At 70.4% G+C, this 17,906-nt stretch carries 13 protein-coding genes; 8 read left to right on the forward strand and 5 right to left on the reverse strand.

The window, feature by feature from the left end:
- The first annotated feature begins 46 nt into the window (after positions 1 to 46).
- Together HEB94_RS21500 and HEB94_RS21505 are read left to right on the forward strand one after the other, a co-directional pair.
- Positions 47 to 1,729, forward strand: coding sequence for a glycoside hydrolase family 3 protein (locus HEB94_RS21500; protein WP_192751560.1), 1,683 nt, complete (start codon positions 47 to 49; stop codon positions 1,727 to 1,729).
- 17 nt (positions 1,730 to 1,746) lie between these two features.
- Positions 1,747 to 2,055 carry a hypothetical protein gene (locus HEB94_RS21505; RefSeq protein WP_192751561.1) on the forward strand — a complete coding sequence of 103 codons (309 nt, stop codon included), beginning with the start codon at positions 1,747 to 1,749 and terminating at the stop codon, positions 2,053 to 2,055.
- 123 nt (positions 2,056 to 2,178) lie between these two features.
- Here HEB94_RS21505 and HEB94_RS21510 read toward each other — a convergent pair whose 3' ends face one another.
- A complete protein-coding gene (locus HEB94_RS21510) occupies positions 2,179 to 2,559 on the reverse strand; it encodes a Rid family detoxifying hydrolase (protein WP_192751562.1) in 381 nt (126 codons plus the stop codon).
- A gap of 47 nt (positions 2,560 to 2,606) precedes the next feature.
- On the reverse strand, positions 2,607 to 3,995 hold the full coding sequence (locus tag HEB94_RS21515) for a class I SAM-dependent methyltransferase (RefSeq protein WP_337917883.1): 1,389 nt from the start codon (positions 3,993 to 3,995) through the stop codon (positions 2,607 to 2,609).
- Positions 3,996 to 4,198: 203 nt separating this feature from the next.
- Between HEB94_RS21515 and groES the strand changes: the two genes are divergently transcribed.
- Positions 4,199 to 4,495, forward strand: a complete 297-nt coding sequence (gene groES, locus HEB94_RS21520) for a co-chaperone GroES (protein WP_192751563.1) — start codon at positions 4,199 to 4,201, stop codon at positions 4,493 to 4,495.
- A gap of 215 nt (positions 4,496 to 4,710) precedes the next feature.
- Positions 4,711 to 6,330 carry a chaperonin GroEL gene (gene groL, locus HEB94_RS21525; RefSeq protein WP_192751564.1) on the forward strand — a complete coding sequence of 540 codons (1,620 nt, stop codon included), beginning with the start codon at positions 4,711 to 4,713 and terminating at the stop codon, positions 6,328 to 6,330.
- Positions 6,331 to 6,466: 136 nt separating this feature from the next.
- Here the strand turns inward: groL and HEB94_RS21530 are convergent, their stop codons facing one another.
- Positions 6,467 to 7,825, reverse strand: a complete 1,359-nt coding sequence (locus HEB94_RS21530; RefSeq protein WP_192751565.1) for a hypothetical protein — start codon at positions 7,823 to 7,825, stop codon at positions 6,467 to 6,469.
- 2 nt (positions 7,826 to 7,827) lie between these two features.
- Complete coding sequence (locus HEB94_RS21535; protein ID WP_192751566.1) at positions 7,828 to 8,379, reverse strand: SigE family RNA polymerase sigma factor; 552 nt, start codon at positions 8,377 to 8,379, stop codon at positions 7,828 to 7,830.
- A gap of 142 nt (positions 8,380 to 8,521) precedes the next feature.
- Between HEB94_RS21535 and HEB94_RS21540 the strand changes: the two genes are divergently transcribed.
- The 4 genes from HEB94_RS21540 to HEB94_RS21555 all read left to right on the forward strand — a co-directional run bounded on the left by HEB94_RS21540 (position 8,522) and on the right by HEB94_RS21555 (position 13,962).
- On the forward strand, positions 8,522 to 9,706 hold the full coding sequence (locus HEB94_RS21540) for an MFS transporter (RefSeq protein ID WP_192751567.1): 1,185 nt from the start codon (positions 8,522 to 8,524) through the stop codon (positions 9,704 to 9,706).
- Between the two features lie 153 nt (positions 9,707 to 9,859).
- The gene (guaB, locus tag HEB94_RS21545; RefSeq protein WP_192751568.1) at positions 9,860 to 11,383 is read left to right on the forward strand and encodes an IMP dehydrogenase; all 1,524 of its coding nucleotides are present in this window, start codon (positions 9,860 to 9,862) and stop codon (positions 11,381 to 11,383) included.
- Between the two features lie 81 nt (positions 11,384 to 11,464).
- A complete protein-coding gene (locus HEB94_RS21550; protein ID WP_192751569.1) occupies positions 11,465 to 12,571 on the forward strand; it encodes a GuaB3 family IMP dehydrogenase-related protein in 1,107 nt (368 codons plus the stop codon).
- Between the two features lie 107 nt (positions 12,572 to 12,678).
- The gene (locus HEB94_RS21555; protein ID WP_192751570.1) at positions 12,679 to 13,962 is read left to right on the forward strand and encodes an outer membrane protein assembly factor BamB family protein; all 1,284 of its coding nucleotides are present in this window, start codon (positions 12,679 to 12,681) and stop codon (positions 13,960 to 13,962) included.
- A gap of 128 nt (positions 13,963 to 14,090) precedes the next feature.
- Here the strand turns inward: HEB94_RS21555 and HEB94_RS21560 are convergent, their stop codons facing one another.
- Entirely contained in the window at positions 14,091 to 17,747 is a 3,657-nt protein-coding gene (locus tag HEB94_RS21560; RefSeq protein ID WP_192751571.1) for an efflux RND transporter permease subunit, read from the reverse strand.
- Between the last annotated feature and the right edge of the window lie 159 nt (positions 17,748 to 17,906).

Raw genomic sequence — 17,906 nt, forward strand, 5'->3', positions numbered from 1 at the left:
GTGTGGCCGTGGTGCGCCGTCTGGTCCGGTTTGGCACCATGGGCGGATGCCGGTCCGCAGCAGACGACTCGTGACGGCGCGGGCCTGGTCGCTCGCGGTCCTCCTGTCACTGTCCACCGCGTGCGGGGTGAGTTCCGGCTCCTCCACCGACGAACCCGCTTCCGGCTCGACGAAACCGGGCCCCACCGCCTCCACTCCCGTGCCCACGGCGACACCCACGGCAAAGCCCACCGGCACCGCCTCCGCGGCGCTCCCGTGGGGTCCGACCCACGCCGAATGGCAGCGGGCCCAGGAGATCGTCGCCGGGATGAGCACGGAGGAGAAGGCTGGCCAGGTGATCGTCGCCGGCTACCAGGGCACCGAGGCTCCGCTCGCGTCGTTGCGGCGACACCACGTCGGCGGCGTCATCGTCATGGGCTACAACGTCACCTCCGCCGATCAGGTCCGCTCCGTCAACGCGGCCTTGCACAAGGAGGCCGCGAGCCAGGGCCGGACCTGGCCGCTGCTGATCGGTGTCGATCAGGAAGGCGGCACGGTCGCGCGCGTCAAGGGGCCTTTGACGGAGTTCCCGACATACATGACTCTCGGCGCGGCGCGCGATCCCGAGGTGGCGAGGAAGGTCGCGCGCGCGAGCGGGCAGGAGTTGCGCGCACTGGGATTCACGATGGTGTTCGCGCCCGACGCCGACGTGACGGCCGGACCGAGCGATCCGACCATCGGCAGCCGGTCGGCCGGTGGCGACCCCGCCCTGGTCACGAGCATCGTCAAGGGATCCTTGCGGGGATACACCGACGCCGGCATTCTCGCCGTACCCAAGCACTTTCCCGGCCACGGGAGCGTGCCTGCCGACAGTCATCTCAGCCTGCCGGTCCAGCACGCCTCGCTGTCGGAGTTGAAACAGCGTGACCTGGTGCCCTTCGCCGAGGCGGTCGAGTCGGGAGTGTCCGCGCTGATGGTCGCCCACATCGACGTCCGCGACGTCGATCCGGGCACTCCGTCCTCGGTGTCGGCGAGGATGATCCAGGATGTCCTGCGCGGGCAACTCGGTTTCCAGGGCGCGGTCGTCACCGACGCCCTGGAGATGGCCGGGGTCGCGGAGAAGTACGGCAGCGCCGAGGCCGGGGTTCGCGCGCTGCTGGCCGGGGCGGACATCCTGTTGATGCCGGCCATCGCCGCCGACACTCACGCGGCGATCCTGACGGCCCTGCGCACGGGTCGGCTGCCGGAGGCGCGCCTCGACGACGCGGCCGCGCGCTCGATCGCCCTGATGCTGCACGAGCAGGACGCGGGTGCCGCACCCTCGACCACGGTGCTCGGTGCGGCTGAGGCGACGTCGAACGCCGCGTCGCTGCGCGGGCTCACCGTGGTCTCCGGCGCCTGCGAGGGTGCCCTGGTGGGAAAGCGCATCACGATCGCGGGCGGGCGGACGCAGGACCGGGAGCGTCTCACCGAGGCGGCCCGCAAGGCCGGCCTCACCGTCGGAGCCGACGGCGACGTCGTGCGCCTGCTCAGCGCGGGTTCGAGCAGTGGTTCGGGTGACGTGGTGGTCGCGCTCGACACGCCGTACGGCCTGGCGCGAAGCTCGGCGAGCACGGCGCGGATCGCGTTGTTCGGCCGGACCCAGGGTGCCTTCGCCGCGCTGGTCGACGTCCTCACCGGCAAGGCGCGTGGTGCTGGACGCCTTCCGGTGCACGTCGAGGGCCTCCCGTCGACACCGCACTGCGACTAGGGATCGAGTTCGCCTCGATGACGTCCGACCTCGGGTCGTCGGAGCCGGATCAGGCAGCGACCATACGACTCGACCCGGCGGTACTCGACGACTGGTGGAGCCAGGTCAGACCGTTCAGCGTGGTGATCGCCTCGCTCGACCTCCGGCGGGCGACGCTCGTCTCCGTCGACGAGTTCGCCCTCGTCGCGGGTTCGAGTGCTTTCGTCGAGCGGGCGGGCGGCAAACCGCTGCCGGAGGCGCGTGCTTCGTTCGCCGCGTACGCCGAGGACATGAAACGGGCGTCGCGGCATCTTCCCGAGGTCGCCGCGAAGTACGGCTGCGGGTGACCTTCCCCCGACGTTCCCCCGGACCTCGCGGAGGTGGAGGGCGTCCGACGAACAACCTCGACCTCCTGGGCTGGTGTCCGCGGGGCGAGGCCTTGGCCCCTCCCCGCGGACACGCGTCGCCGCTCAGGAGCGGAGCGCCGCCACGACGTCGATCTCGACGAGGATGTTGTTGAGCGCCGAGCCGACCGTGGTGCGCACGGGGTAGGGCTGCTCGAGGAAGGACTCGTAGACCCGGTTGAACTCCGCGAAGTCGCCCAGGTCGGCGAGGTGCACGGTGGCCTTCACGACGTCGGCGAAGGTGAGGCCGCGCTCCGCGAGGACGGCCGCGACGTTGCGCATGACCTGTGCGGTCTGCTCCGCGACGCCACCCTCGACGAGCAGACCGGTGCTCGGGTCGGCCGGGCCGAAGCCCGCGGTGTAGAGGAAGCCGTTGGCGACGATGCCCTGGGAGTAGGCGCCTGCCGGCCGGGGTGCCTTGTCGGTCTGGATAACTTCCTTGGCCATCTGTGGGCCCCTTCCGCGACGTCCGGACACAAGTGCTGACACGAGTGCTATCGGTCTGTGACCCTAACCGGTCCGGTGGGCCCGGCCGCGAGTGAGTCTCCGCCCTGATCGGTCGGGCCGGCCGGCATCGGCTGGACGAGAAGGGCGAGGGTGGAGTCCGCCGTACGGGTGACGACCAGGGTCGCCGCGGCGCGCCCCCGCGGCGCGAGTCGCTTGCGGAGGACCTCGGGTTCGACCTCGACGCCGCGCTTCTTCACCGTCAGGATGCCGACGTCACGCGCCCGGAGGGCCCGCTTGAGCGCCTTGACGTCGTAGGGGAGTACCTCCTCCACGCGGTACGCCGTCGCGAACGGCGTCGCGACCCACCGGTCGGAGGTGAGGTAGGCGATCTTCGGATGCAGCAGCGCACCCTCGACCAGCGGTGCGACCGCGGTGACCAGGCCGGCCCGGATCACCGCGCCGTCGGGCTCGTACAGGTAGCCCAGCGGAGGGCCGACCGGTGCCTCGCCCGGGTCGTCGGCGTCGGTCAGGCTGGCCCCGGAGGGCAGGACCGTCGCCCGCCGGCGTACTCCGTGCCCACCCGCTCCGGTATTGGTCCGCAGGTCACCCGACCACAGGGCGGCCTCCTTCACCTCGCGCCCCTCGCTGATCCACTCGGCCTCGACCTGCGGGGGTAGGAACCGGTGGGGGATGATCGGCGCCGTCTTGACGCACGCGGTACCGGTGAGGAGTTCCTCGACGAAGGACCAGGGCGGGGAGTAGTCGGCGGGATCGAAGACGCGGCCGCGGCCGGAACGGCGCGCCGGGTCGGCGACCGCCACGGCGTACGGCGTCCGGTCGAAGGTGGTCACGTCGGCCACCTCGATCCGCGCAGGCCCGACCTGCCCGTCGTCGCCGGACCCGAGCAAGGCGAGGTTGGCCCGGGCGATCTCCGCCGTCAACGGGTCCTTGTCGACGCCGGTGACGGCGAGGCCGGCGCGGGCGAGGGCACGCAGGTCGCCGCCGATCCCACAGCACAGATCACAGCACAGGGCGGTCGCCGCCCGCCGGGACTCCTCGCCGGTGTCGAGGGTGTCCCGGACACGTTGGGCCCGGTACGCCGCGACCGCGGCGGTCGTGGCCTGCTCGAGCCCGTCCCGGGTGAAGAACATCTGGTCGGCCTCGGCGCCGAACTTGGCCCGTGCGCGCTGCCGCAGCGCCGCCTGGGTGAGAGCAGCGGTGACGAGGTCGCCCGGATGCCGCCGCCGCAGCCTGGTCGCGAGCGCGATCGCGTCCCGCTCGGCGTAGACCGCGCTGACCTCGGCGAGCAGTTCGAGACCGGCGGGGCTGCGCAGTGCCCGAAACTCCTCGACGTCCATCGCGCGGGCTCTCCTTCCGCCGCCGGAGCGGTCCAGGCGTTGATCCTTGGCGACAGCGTCAAGATCGTCTTTCGCCACTGGGCACATTCTGGCCGACCCGCCTGGCACTCGGGTTGACCGAGTGCTAAGCAACCGCCTAGATTCGTCACTGGCACTCTCGACCTTAGGGTGCCAGCGCAACAGCCCGCGACGAGGCGGCCGGCACCGCGACGACGGCGCGCCCGAGTCGCACCACAGGTGAGCACATCACCGCGACATCCCGTGAAGGGGGAGGTCAGGAAGTGTCGGTCTCCATCAAGCCGCTCGAGGACCGCATCGTCATCAAGCCGCTCGACGCCGAAGAGACAACGGCGTCGGGGCTGGTGATTCCCGACACCGCGAAGGAGAAGCCCCAGGAGGGCGAAGTCGTCGCGGTCGGGCCGGGTCGCATCGACGACAACGGCAACCGGGTCCCGCTCGACGTGAGCGTCGGCAACAAGGTGATCTTCAGCAAGTACGGCGGCACCGAGGTGAAGTACAGCGGCGAGGACTACCTCATCCTCTCCGCCCGCGACGTCCTCGCCGTCGTCGAGAAGTAAGAGCCATCCGGCAGGAGGGTGTTCGTTGCGCGCGGAACGTGCGCGCAGGAGCACTCTGCGTAGGTGCGCCCGGAAACCCTCCTGCCGTCCGCTCACGATGCTCCCGGTCCGATCCCGGAGCCTCACGCAGCCATTGATCTGACGACTGGCACCACCCCGGTGGCCACCACCTTGGCCTGGGCTCCGGGTGGCGTCGTGGAAGGACATTTACACCTATGCCGAAGATCCTGGAGTTCGACGAGAACGCCCGGCGCGCGCTGGAGCGCGGCGTCGACGCTCTCGCGAACACCGTGAAGGTCACGCTGGGCCCGAAGGGCCGCAACGTCGTCATCGACAAGAAGTGGGGCGCCCCCACCATCACCAACGATGGTGTGACGGTGGCCCGCGAGGTCGAGCTCGACGACCCGTTCGAGAACCTCGGCGCCCAGCTCGTGAAGGAAGTCGCCACCAAGACCAACGACATCGCCGGTGACGGCACCACCACGGCGACGGTGCTCGCCCAGGCGATGGTGCACGTCGGTCTGCGCGCGGTCGCCGCTGGCGCCAACCCGATGTCCCTGAAGAAGGGCATCGACGCGGCTGTCGAGGCCATCAACGCGACCCTGCTCGCGCAGGCGAAGGCCGTCGACACCCGGGACGAGATGGCCCACGTGGCCACGATCTCGGCCCAGGACGCCCAGATCGGCCAGCTGATCGCCGAGGCGTTCGACAAGGTCGGCAAGGACGGTGTCATCACCGTCGAGGAGTCCAACACTCTCGGCACCGAGCTCGAGCTCACCGAGGGCATGCAGTTCGACAAGGGCTTCATCTCGCCGAACTTCGTGACCGACGTCGAGCGGCAGGAAGCGGTCCTCGACGACCCCTACATCCTGATCCACCAGGGCAAGATCTCCTCGATGGCCGACCTGCTCCCGCTGCTGGAGAAGGTCGTCCAGGCGAGCAAGCCGCTGGTGATCATCGCCGAGGACGTCGAGGGTGAGGCGCTCGCCACCCTCGTCGTGAACAAGATCCGCGGCATCTTCAACTCGGTGGCCGTCAAGGCTCCCGGGTTCGGTGACCGCCGCAAGTCCATGCTCGAGGACCTCGCCGCCCTGACCGGTGGCCAGGTCGTCGCGCCCGAGGTCGGCCTCAAGCTCGACCAGGTGGGCCTGGAGGTCCTCGGTACCGCTCGCCGCGTCACCGTCACCAAGGACGACACCACCGTCATCGACGGTGGCGGCTCCGCGGACGACGTTGCGGCTCGCGTCTCGCAGATCAAGACCGAGATCGAGAACACCGACTCCGACTGGGACCGCGAGAAGCTGCAGGAGCGGCTCGCGAAGCTCGCCGGCGGCGTCTGCGTGATCAAGGTCGGCGCGGCCACCGAGGTCGAGCTCAAGGAGAAGAAGCACCGCATCGAGGACGCCGTTTCGGCGACTCGCGCGGCGATCGAGGAGGGCATCGTCACCGGTGGTGGCGCCGCTCTCGTGCACGCCGCCGCTGGCCTCGACTCCTCGTCGGTGACCGGTGACGAGAAGGTCGGCTACGAGCTGGTCGGTCTCGCCGTCCGCGAGCCGCTGCGCTGGATCGCCGAGAACGCCGGCGCCCAGGGCTACGTCGTCGTGGAGAAGGTCCGCGAGAACGGCCCGGGCAAGGGCTACAACGCCGCCACCGGCGAGTACGGCGACCTGGCCGCCCAGGGCGTCATCGACCCGGTGAAGGTGACCCGCTCCGCGCTGTCCAACGCGGCGTCGATCGCGGCGATGCTTCTCACCACCGAGACGCTCGTCGTCGACAAGCCGGAGGAGGCCGAGGAGCCCGCCGGTCAGGGCCACGGCCACGGCCACGGTCACTGAGCGACACCCTCGTGCGTCCGCGTGACGCGCAGGCATGACGAAGGGCTCGGATCCTCCTTCGAGGAGCCGAGCCCTTCGGCCTTTCGTGTGACCGGTCAGGTCGTTGCTGGTGTCATGGGTGCGTGTCCGCGCGGCCCTACCGCGGGTACACGCCGGGCAGGGTGAGGGGCGGACCCGGGTCGTCGTTCGGGTGGATGTCGCTGGCGCGTTCGCAGCGTCCGTTCAGCCCGCACCTGACCAGCGTCCTCGCCTGGTCCTCGCCGCCGCTCTCGACGAAGAGCAACGCCCCGTCCGGTTCGACCGCGTACAGCGTCATCCCGCTCGACCGGTCGCCCAGGATGACCACGGTCTGTCCGGTCCCCGCGTCCAGGATCTCCTCGCGGTTCTTGCTGGCGTTTCGTCCGCTCACGTAACGCCCCTCGTAGGAGAACGCCCAGGGATCCACGGCGCAGTTCTCCCAGGCGAGACGGCCTCTGTCGGTGTCGAACATGGCCATACATCCCTTTCCGGGGCCGTCGGGTCTGGTCCGCTGGAGGATCCGGCGGGTGCCGTCGGTGCCCTCCGGTCGCGACGTCCCCGACTCGCTGGTGAGCGTGTTGTTCCGGACGTTCCAGCGCAGCGTCCTACTTGGTTCGCTCCAGACCGTGCTCTCGGACAGGACCACCGCGTCGCCGATGAAGCCCACCGCTATCGGGTAGACGACATCGATCTGCCGGCGGTTCAGCTCCCGTCCGGTCGCGGCGTCCACGACCACGGCGGAGAGTGGATCGTCCTCGGTGGCGCCCTCCTCCGTCCAGGCGACCATGCGGCCGTCCGCCGAGACGACGGGGACGTCGACGATGTCCGCCTTCAGGGTCCGGATCACCATGCCGTCGGACCGGATGAGGTGGTTCGCATACGTTTGTGGCCCGATCGCACAGCACGCGACGTTGACGACGTATCCGCTCGACGTCTCGACGAAGTAGACGAACGACGCGTCGGTGAGCCCCGGGACCGGAACCTCGCGGTCACCGTCGTGGATCACGCCGTCCGCGAACCACGGAACCTTCGGGTCGGCGCCTCGCGGCAGTTTGGTGTAGTCGACGTCGATCACGACCGGGAGCTTCGGCGCCGGGGGTGCCGGTGGGCTCGCCGTGTGGCTCGGTGTGTTGGGCGGGGTCGTCCGGGCGGGCGGATGTGGGCTCTTCTGCGGGACCGTCGTCGTCGCCCGCGGAGTCGGGGTCGTCGTGGGGGTCGGTGTGGGGCTCTCGGTCCGGGCCGGAGCGGTGCCGGCGGGTTCTACCGGCGTGTGCCGGCCGTCCGCGCCGATCTGCTGGACGCCCAACGGAACCCCCACGGCCAGGGCGGCCGCGCAGGCGACGGCGGCGGTGACCCGGCGGATGGTCCGAACCTTGCGGCCCCGCCTGTACGCCTCCTCGGCGAGGCGGCGGCTGGTGTCGACCTGGCCAGCCTGGCGGTGCAGTGAGGTCGTGATGAGTTCTTCGAAGTCAGGCATCGTCAGGCGCCCCTCTCAGCGTTCCCGTGTCCGGATCCGGCGCGACGGCGGGTGGCCTCCGAGGCGTCGGGGGACTGCTCGTACCGCGCCCGCAGGGCGGCGAGCGCGCGGCTGGTCTGGCTGCCGACGGTCCCGACGGAGCAGCCCAGCGCGGCGGCGATCTCGGTGGGGCTCAGGTCCTCGTAGAAGCGGAGCACGACCACCGCGCGTTGCCGTGGCGGCAGGGTCTGGACGAGCTCCCACATCTCGTCGCGTTCCTCGAACCGTGAGTCGGCCGCGCCGGGCCGCTCGGGCAGGGTGTCGGTGCTGCGTTCGGCGCGGCGCCAGGCGCGGCGCCACCAGCTGTGGTGTTCGTTGATCAGGACTCGGCGCACGTAGGCGTCCACGGAGTTCCGGTCGCGGATGCGGTGCCACGCGAGGTAGGTGCGGGTCAGCGCGGACTGCACGAGGTCCTCCGCCTCGTGCAGATCGCCAGTCAGCAGGTACGCGGTCCGAACCAGTGCGCGCTGGCGGGACGCCACGTACGCCGCGAACTCCTCCGCGACGTCGGTCACCGGCCAACCCCCGTTCTGTTCATGCCGGATGGATGCGGCGGTCATGGCTGGTAGACGCACCGAGTCCCGCATCCCTTGCATGGAACGCGTTTCGGACCTCCCGGCGGACCGCGTCCGACCCTGGTAGGTGACAATAGGTCTGATGTCAGAACAGGTCACCCTCCGTTCCCTTGGCGTACGGGTGTACCTGCCGTCCCTTCTGTACGGGGTCGGCCAGGGTGCGATCGCCCCGATCGTCGCGTTGTCCGCTCGCGATCTCGGTGCCTCCGTGGGCGTCGCCAGCCTGGTGGTCGCCTCCGCCGGCGTCGGCCAGCTGATCGGCGACCTACCGGCGGGTGCGTTGGCCGGACGGATCGGCGAACGCCGCGCGATGCTGGCGGCGACCGCGCTCGTGATCGCCGCACTGGCCGCGTGCATGCTCGCCGGGCACGAGCTGGTCCTCGTCGCGGGCATCTTCTGCACCGGACTCGCCGGCGCCGTCTGGGGTCTCGCGAGGCAGGCCTATCTCGCCGAGGTCGTGCCGTACCAGCTGCGGGCCAGGGCCATGTCGACCCTCGGCGGCGTCCAGCGGATCGGCATGTTCATCGGGCCGTTCCTCGGTGCCGCGACGGTCCAGCTCTGGGGCACCGACGGTGCGTACGGCCTGCACGTGGTGGCCGCCCTGGTCGCCGGCATCGTGTTGGTGGCGTTCCCCGAACCACCGCACCAGGCCGCGGTCTCGAAGACCGGGCCGGTGCGCACCATCGACGTCGCCCGCAGCCATGCCGCCGTCCTGCGCACCCTCGGCATGGGCGCCCTCCTGGTCGGCGCGGTGCGCGCCTCGCGGCAGGTCGTCATCCCCCTGTGGGCCGACTCGATCGGCCTGGACGCCGCGACCACGAGCATCATCTTCGGCATCGCGGGGTCGGTCGACATGCTGCTCTTCTATCCGGCCGGCAAGGTGATGGACCGGATCGGCCGGGCGTTCGTGGCCGTCCCGTCGATGATCATCCTGGGCATCGCCCATCTGCTCCTACCGCTCACCCACACCGCGGTGACGCTCGCGATCGTCGCGGTGATCATGGGCTTCGGCAACGGCATCGGCAGCGGGATCATCATGACGCTCGGAGCCGACGTGTCGCCGGCGGTCGGCCGGACGGCGTTCCTCGGTGCCTGGCGGCTGTGCGCGGACGCGGGCAACAGCGCCGGTCCGCTCGTGATCGGCGCCGTCAGCGCGACCGTCGCCCTCGGCCCGGCCGTGATCCTGATGGGTGGCGTCGGGTTGGTGAGCGCCTTCCTGATGGGGCGCTGGATCCCGCGACATCCGCCCACGCCCCAACGGGCGTGAGCCGCGGCGGGCCGGTTCGCCGGACGTCCTGAGCTGTCCGCCAGACGGCCCGTTTGGGGTGATATGGGAACGTTACGGGTGATCTCACCCCCGCACGGGTTGGCCGACACCGGTCACCGCTAGCATGAGGAGACGCTCGCGACCGGAGGAAGCATGGACCTCAATCCCCGGCAGGAAGACGGCGACGTCACCGGCCCCCTCACCACCCTTGGCCTGACCTACGACGATGTCCTGCTGCTCCCTGGTGAGTCGGACGTCATCCCCAACCAGATCGACACGACCAGCCGCATCTCGCGCCGGATCAGTGTGCGGATCCCGCTGCTGTCCAGTCCGATGGACACCGTCACCGAGGCCAGGATGGCCATCTCGATGGCCCGGCAGGGTGGCATCGGCGTCCTTCACCGCAACCTCTCCATCGAGGAGCAGGCCCAGCAGGTCGACCTGGTCAAGCGGTCCGAGGCCGGCATGGTCGCCCAGCCGATCACGATCGGCCCCGACGCGACGATCGGCGAGGCCGACGCCCTCTGCGCCCAATACCGCATCTCCGGCGTTCCCGTGGTCGGCGCCGACCGGCAGTTGCTCGGCATCGTGACCAACCGGGACATGCGTTTCGAGACCGATCTCACCCGGCTCGTCCGCGACATCATGACCCCGGCGCCGCTCGTCACCGGCCGGGTCGGGATCTCCGCCGAGGACGCGATGGGTCTGCTGCGTGAGCACAAGATCGAGAAGCTCCCGCTGGTGGACGACTCCGGTCGGCTGGAGGGGTTGATCACCCTCAAGGACTTCGTGAAGCGCGACCAGTTCCCGTTCGCCACCAAGGACGACACCGGACGGCTGCGCGTCGCCGCCGCCGTCGGCTTCTTCGGAGACGGCTGGAAGCGTGCGATGACCCTGGTCGAGGCCGGTGTCGACCTGCTGATCGTCGACACCGCGCACGGTCACACCAGCGGCGTCCTCGACATGATCCGCCAGCTCAAGGCCGACCCCGCGGCGCGCGACGTCGACGTCGTGGGCGGCAACGTCGCGACCCGGGCGGGCGCGCAGGCGATCGTCGACGCGGGCGCCGACGGCGTACGCGTGGGCGTCGGACCCGGATCGATCTGTACGACGCGGGTCGTCGCGGGAGTGGGTGCGCCGCAGGTCACCGCGATCTACGAAGCCGCCCAGGCCGCGAAGAAGGCCGGCGTTCCCATCATCGGCGACGGCGGCCTGCAGTACTCCGGCGACATCGCGAAGGCGATCGTCGCGGGCGCCGACTCGGTCATGCTGGGCTCGCTGCTCGCCGGCTGCGAGGAGAGCCCGGGTGACCTGGTGTTCATCAACGGCAAGCAGTACAAGTCCTACCGCGGCATGGGGTCACTCGCCGCGATGAGCTCGCGGGGCAAGGATCGCTCCTACTCCAAGGACCGCTACTTCCAGGGCGACGTCCCCTCCGACGACAAGCTGGTCCCCGAAGGCATCGAGGGTCAGGTGCCCTTCCGCGGTCCGTTGAGCGCGGTGGCCCACCAGCTGATCGGCGGGCTGCGGCAGTCGATGTTCTACGTCGGGGCGCGAACCGTCCCCGAGCTCCAGCAGCGCGGGCAGTTCGTCCGGATCACCTCGGCCGGACTCAAGGAGAGCCACCCGCACGACATTCAGATGACCGTCGAGGCGCCCAACTACTGGGGGCGCTGACAGGGCGGGCCGGCGCGGGCGCGGGACCCAACCGGGGGAGGGCCCGCCCGCGGGCCGGCAGGCGTACGGAAGAATCGGCTCGTGACCGAAATCGAGATCGGCCGTGGCAAGCGCGGTCGCCGGGCGTACTCCTTCGACGACATCGCGATCGTGCCCAGCCGGCGCACCCGCGACCCCGAGGAGGTGTCGACGGCCTGGCAGATCGACGCCTACCGCTTCGACATGCCCGTCATCGCCGCCCCGATGGATTCGGTGACGTCCCCGCAGACGGTGATCGAACTCGGCCGACGCGGCGGGCTCGGTGTGCTGAACCTCGAGGGTCTGTGGACCCGCTACGACGATCCCGAGCCGTTGCTCGCCGAGATCGCCAGCCTGGACGCCGAGAGCGCCACCGGCCGGATGCAGGAGATCTACGCCGAGCCGATCAAGCCTGACCTGATCACCGCGCGCCTGGCGGAGATCCGTGCGGCCGGGATCACGGTCGCGGCGTCGCTCTCCCCGCCGCGCACCAAGCAGCACTGGAAGACCGTGGTCGACGCGGGCGTCGACCTGTTCGTGATCCGGGGCACCACGGTCTCCGCGGAGCACGTGTCGCACCAGACCGAGCCGCTCAACCTCAAGCAGTTCATCTACGAGCTGGACGTTCCGGTGATCGTCGGTGGCTGCGCGACGTACCAGGCGGCGCTGCACCTCATGCGCACCGGCGCCGCCGGGGTGCTGGTCGGCTTCGGTGGTGGCGCCGCGCACACGACGCGGAGCGTCCTCGGAGTCGCCGTACCGATGGCGTCGGCCGTCGCTGACGTCGCGGCCGCGCGGCGCGACTACCTCGACGAGTCCGGCGGCCGGTACGTCCACGTGATCGCCGACGGATCGGTCGGACGTTCCGGTGACATCGCGAAGGCGATCGCCTGCGGCGCCGACGCGGTGATGCTGGGCTCGCCGCTCGCCCGGGCCAAGGAGGCGCCGGGCCGCGGGTTCCACTGGGGCATGGAGGCGCACCACGGTGAGCTGCCGCGGGGCGCCCGGGTCGAGGTGGGCACGATCGGCAGCCTGGAGGAGATCCTCTTCGGGCCTTCCCGCGCCTCGGACGGCACCATGAACCTCGTCGGCGCTCTGCGCCGCGCCATGGCGACCACCGGCTACACCGAACTCAAGGAGTTCCAGCGCATCGAGGTCGTCGTCCAGTAGCCGCATCCACGTAGCCGCCCCGTCAGCGGTGCTCCAGCGGTGTCTGCCAGATTGCTCCGATGAGATCATTTTCTCGGCTAGCAGCGCGCTCCAAGGGGCCCGCTGCCGTGGTCGCCGGGTTGGCCCTGCTGGCCGTGGCGAACTGGTCGCCGGGCTGGAGCAGGGGGACCGTCATCCAGGCCGGCTCGACGTACCTCGTCACGTCGGGGCTGGAGGTGCGGGCCTTCGCCCAGGACGGCAAGGAACGCTGGCACCGTACGTTTCCCGACGTCGAAGCCGGTCTCGAAAAGGGCAACGGCAGCGTCACCGTGCGGGAGAGCGGTGGTGTGGTGGTCGCGACGTACAGCCATCCGACCGACGACCACTGGCCCCATCCCGAGGTCGTCGAAGCGGTGGACCCCGTGACGGGTCACCCGCTGTGGAAGCAGACCGCGTCGCCGTACATCGCCGTCACCGACCAGACGGTGTTCACGCCGGTGTGCCGAGGGAAGCAGACCGGCCGATCCGACGACTGCCGACTCAGTGCGCGGGATCCGCGTACCGGGCGCGCTCGGTGGACGGTGGACGCCGAGCACGTGGCGCAGGTCGTGGCCGCGTCGCCGCGCGTGGTGGTGCTGTCGACCAAGCCGACGGGTCTGGGCGGGAAGTCGTGGATCACCACGCTGGACGCGTCGACCGGACGGCGTCTGGGTGTGCGGGTGGAGACAGCGAAGTTCGGCGGCGGCCTGTACCCCGCGAGTGCCGAGCGGATCGTGAAGTTCAACGACCTGGCCGGGGACACCCTCGTTCTGGGGAGTACGGACCAGCAGGGTGACAAGGCGTGCACGGTCGACCTGGAGGGCCGCGACCCCCGGTCCGGGAGCCGCCGGTGGAAGACCACGCTGCGCCTGGCGGTGCCGGTGGAGGGTGCGAGCTGCCGATACGGCCTGCCCGATGGCAGCGGTACGACGCTGTTCGCGACGACGTCCGACGGGCGCCCGCAGGTGTTCGACCTTCGGCAGGGACGAACCCTCTGGCGCGGGCCGCGGGCCGGGACCATCGTGGCCGGTGACGAGCGCGTGGTGATGGTCCGCGACGACCAGACCGCTCGGCTCACGCTGTACGACCTCCGGACCGGCAGGGCACGTTGGAGCATCGAGGGCCCGGCGGGCGCCCGCAACGACGTCACCGCTGCGCTGACCGGTGAGCGGCTCCTCCTGTGGGAGAGCGGGTACGACGGTTGCGCCTCGGTGCCGGCCGGCCCGCACGGCTGTGTGGACGTCTTCGACCTGTCGGACGGCACCAAGACACTCACCACGGATGGCGCGGCCGCGGGTTACGGTGCGGGCTGGATCGCCGCCCGAGCGCGCTCCGACAACGGCGCCACCTTCTCCCTCTACGACACCGCCTGATCACCCGCCCCGCCGGTCGCGGCCCGTGGCTCAGCCCGCCGACTGGTCGAGTGCGTGACATGGTCTCGGCGACACACCTGCGCCCCCGCGGGCCAGCCGTGTCGCCGAGATCCTGGGCGGGTGGGAGGTCAGCCCTCGTTCGGACGCCTGGTCGGTGCGTCGGGGTCGCTCGGAGCGGTGCGTACGACGACCTCCACCTGAACCCGTACGGGCTCTCCCGAACCAGCCACCTCCGTCACGGTGACCGGTGCGTCGGACCGGGAGTGTGCGCCGTTGCCGTACTGGACCAGCGAGTGCGCACCGTTGGTGTGCTCGTCGGTGTGGACGACAACCCCGTCGACGACGCGGGCGTGCTCTGGCACGGCTCCGTCGCGACGCGGTGCGCCCTGGCCCGCGGCTGACGGCGCACCGACCGGAGTGGACCAGCCGTCCGCTGCGGCCGGAGCCGGTTCGGTGGCGTCGGCGAGATCCTCCTCGCGGACCTGCTCGCGGAACTCGCGGTCGGCGGCCCGCTCGTTGACCGGCCCTCCACGGCGGTGCCGCCGGCGCTCCTTGAACTCCTCGACGAGGGTGTAGAGCGTGGGTACCAGGACCAGCGTGAGCAGCGTCGAGGTGATCAGACCACCGATCACCACGATCGCCAACGGCTTGGAGATGAACACCCCGCCGCCGGTCAGGCCGAGCGACATCGGGATGAGCGCGAAGATCGTCGCGAGGGCCGTCATCAGGATCGGTCGCAGCCGCCGTCGGCCGCCCTCGATCACCGCCTCGCGCACACCCATGCCACGTTCGCGGTACTGGTTGATCAGGTCGATCAGGACGATCGCGTTGGTGACCACGATGCCGACCAGCATCAACAGGCCGATCAGCGCGGGAACGCCGAGCGCGGTGTCGGTCGCGAGCAGCAGCCCGAGCGCGCCGGTCGCCGCGAACGGCACGGAGACCAGCAGGATCAGTGGCTGCACGATGCTGCGGAACGTCGCCACCATGACCAGGAAGACGATCGCGATCGCGGCGAGCATCGCGAGGCCCAACTGGGCGAAGGCGTCGTTCTGCTGGGAGCTGACGCCGCCGAGCCGGTAGGCGGCTCCGTCGGTGAGGTTCAGCTTGTCCAATGCGGCCTGCAGGTCGGAGGTGACCTTGCCCACGTCGGAGGAGTCCGGGGTGGCCGAGATGGTGGCCGTGCGCTCGCCGTCGATGCGGGACAGCTGGGCGGGCCGCTGCACCTCGGACACGGTGGCCACCGAACTCAGCCGCACCGTCGTGCCGAGGGGGGTGGTGAGGGGGAGCGCGCGGACCTGGGCGAGGCTCGTCGGTTTGGTGCCGTTGTAGAGCATCACGTCGCGCTGGGCGGAGTCCAGCACCACGCTCGCCGCCCGCTGTCCCTCGAACGCCTGGCGTACGGCCTGTCCGATCTGGGCGTCGGACAGCCCGACCTGGGCGGCCTTGGCCCGGTCGACGGAGACCCGGACGGTCGGCATCTCGGTGCTGAGGTTGTTGCTGACGTCGGTGGTTCCGGGTACGTCGCGAACCGCGTCCTCGACCTGGTTGGCGGCCTTGCTCAGCGCGGCCGTGGTCGGTGCGGTGACGATCACCTCGAGGCCACCGGACCCGGGCGGGCCTGACTCGACGCCCTGCACGGCGATCGTCCCGGCGTCCTTGACCTTGTCGAGATCCGTACGCAACCGGTCGCGGAACGCCGCCTGGTCGATGCCTTCCTTGGTGGTCAGCGAGAACCTGGCCTCGTTCGAGCCGCCGCCCGCGGAGAAGCCGCCGAAGCTGCTCGAACCGACGGTCGTCTGGTAGGACTCCACGTCGTCGAGGTCGCCGATCACCGCCTCGACCTTCTTGGCCGCGGCGTCCGTGGCGGCCAGCGAGGTGGAGGTCGGCAGCTCCTGGCTGACGGTGACGGTGTTCTGCTCGCTGTCGTCGAGGAAGTTGGTCTTCAGCAGCGGCGCGGCGCCGATCGTTCCGGCGAAGACGAGCACACCGACCAGCAGCGTGATCAGCTTGTGCCGCGTCGTCCACCGGATCAGCGGGACGTAGGCGCGCTGCAGCGGGCTGCGCTGCTCCTTGGCGATCGCGGCCGCACGGATCCGCTCCTCCTCACCGGGAGCGATGACCGGCCGGCGCAGGAACCAGTACGCCAGCACCGGGATGATCGTGAGGGAGACCAGCAGGGACGCGGCGAGCGCGATACTCACGGTCACACCGAACGGCCGGAACAGCTCGCCGACCTGTCCGCCCACGAACGCGATCGGTAGGAAGACCCCGACCGTGGTGACGGTGGACGCGGTGACCGCACCGGCGACCTCGCGGACGCCGGCCAGGATCGCGCGCTGTTTGTCCTCGCCGTAGGCCAGATGTCGTTTGATGTTCTCGAGGACGACGATGGAGTCGTCGACCACCCGGCCGACCGCCACCGTGAGCGCGCCGAGGGTGAGGATGTTGAGCGAGTAACCGCCGGCGTACAGACCGATCATGGCGACCAGCAGCGAGAACGGGATCGACACGGCGGTGACCAGCGTCGAGCGCAGCGACAGCAGGAAGAGGAGGATCACGAGGACGGCGAACAGCAGGCCGATCGCGCCCTCGGTGGTGAGGCCCTCGATGGACTGCTCGATGAACGGCGCCTGGTCGAACACCACGGTCAGGGCCGCGTTGGAGCCGATCGAGGTCCGGAGGTCCTGCAGCCGGTCCTGGACCTCGTGCGACACCTTGACCGTGTTGCCGTCGGCGGTCTTGGTGACGGAGATACCGAGCGTCGGCTTGCCGTTGGTGCGGGTGATCGAACTCGACTTCGCCAGGGTCTCCTTGACGGTCGCGACGTCGCCAAGCTGGACCGGGCTCGGAACAACCGGGGGCGCGGCCCGTCGGGCCGTGTTCGCCCCGCTGGTCGCGTCGGAGTCGCCGGTCTGGGAGTCGCTCGAGCCACCGGTCTGGGAGTCGCCCGTCTGGGCGTCCCCGGCCTGGCCACCGCCGCCGACCTGGCCACCGCCGCCGGCCTGGCTACCGCCGCCGGCACCGCCACCCGCGGCCCCCGCGCTCGGCAGGATCGGTACGGCGCGGATCGCGGCCACGGAGTCGAACGGCGCGCCGACGTCGACCGTCAACGACCGGTTTCCGGCGTCGAACTGACCGCCTGGGACGCTCACACCGTTGGCCTGCAGGGCGGTCACCACGCTCTGCAGGGTCACTCCGCGACTCGCGAGCTTCTTGTCGTCGACGGTGACCGACACCTGGACGTCGCGCGTACCGGTGACCTGCACCTGGCGTACGTCGGCGAGCTTCTCCAGCTCGGGCACGACCCGCTCGTCGAGGCGCTTGGCCAGCTCCTGCTCGTTGACGTTGGCGCTCACGGCCAGCAGGACCACGGGAAAGTCGTTGAAGCTGCCCGCCTGGACGGTTGGGTCGACGTCGTCGGGGAACTGACTACTGAGCCTGTTGATCGACTGCTGGACGTTCTGGACGGCCCGGCCGATGTCGGTGCCGTAGGTGAACTCGGCCTGCACGACGGAGAACCCGTTGCTGGATGTCGCCGTCGTCTTGTCCAGGCCCTCGACCCCGGCGATCGCGGACTCGATCGGGCGGGTGACCTCGCGCTCGACGATCTCGGGAGAGGCGCCGGGGTAGGCCGTCGTGATGAAGGCGCCGGGCAGCTCGAGGCTGGGGATCAGCTCCTGCTTGAGCGATCCGGTCGAGATGAGCCCGAACCCCAGGATGGCGATCGAGACGAGAGCGACGAGGCTCCGGTTGGCGAGACTCAGTCGGGCCAGTCTGGACATACGGGGTTCTCCTCGGATTGCTGCCCCGGCTGGGCGCTGCCTCACGGCCGGCCCTGGACGTGGACGAGGATACTTCGCTTCGTACGGATTATCGTCGTCAGGCTACCTTTTCCGGGGGTATTCCGGGGGATGATCCTCCCTGAGGAGGAGTGAGGAGTA

The sequence above is a fragment of the Actinopolymorpha pittospori genome, from assembly GCF_014873875.1.
GTDB classification, from domain to species: Bacteria; Actinomycetota; Actinomycetes; order Propionibacteriales; family Actinopolymorphaceae; genus Actinopolymorpha; species Actinopolymorpha pittospori.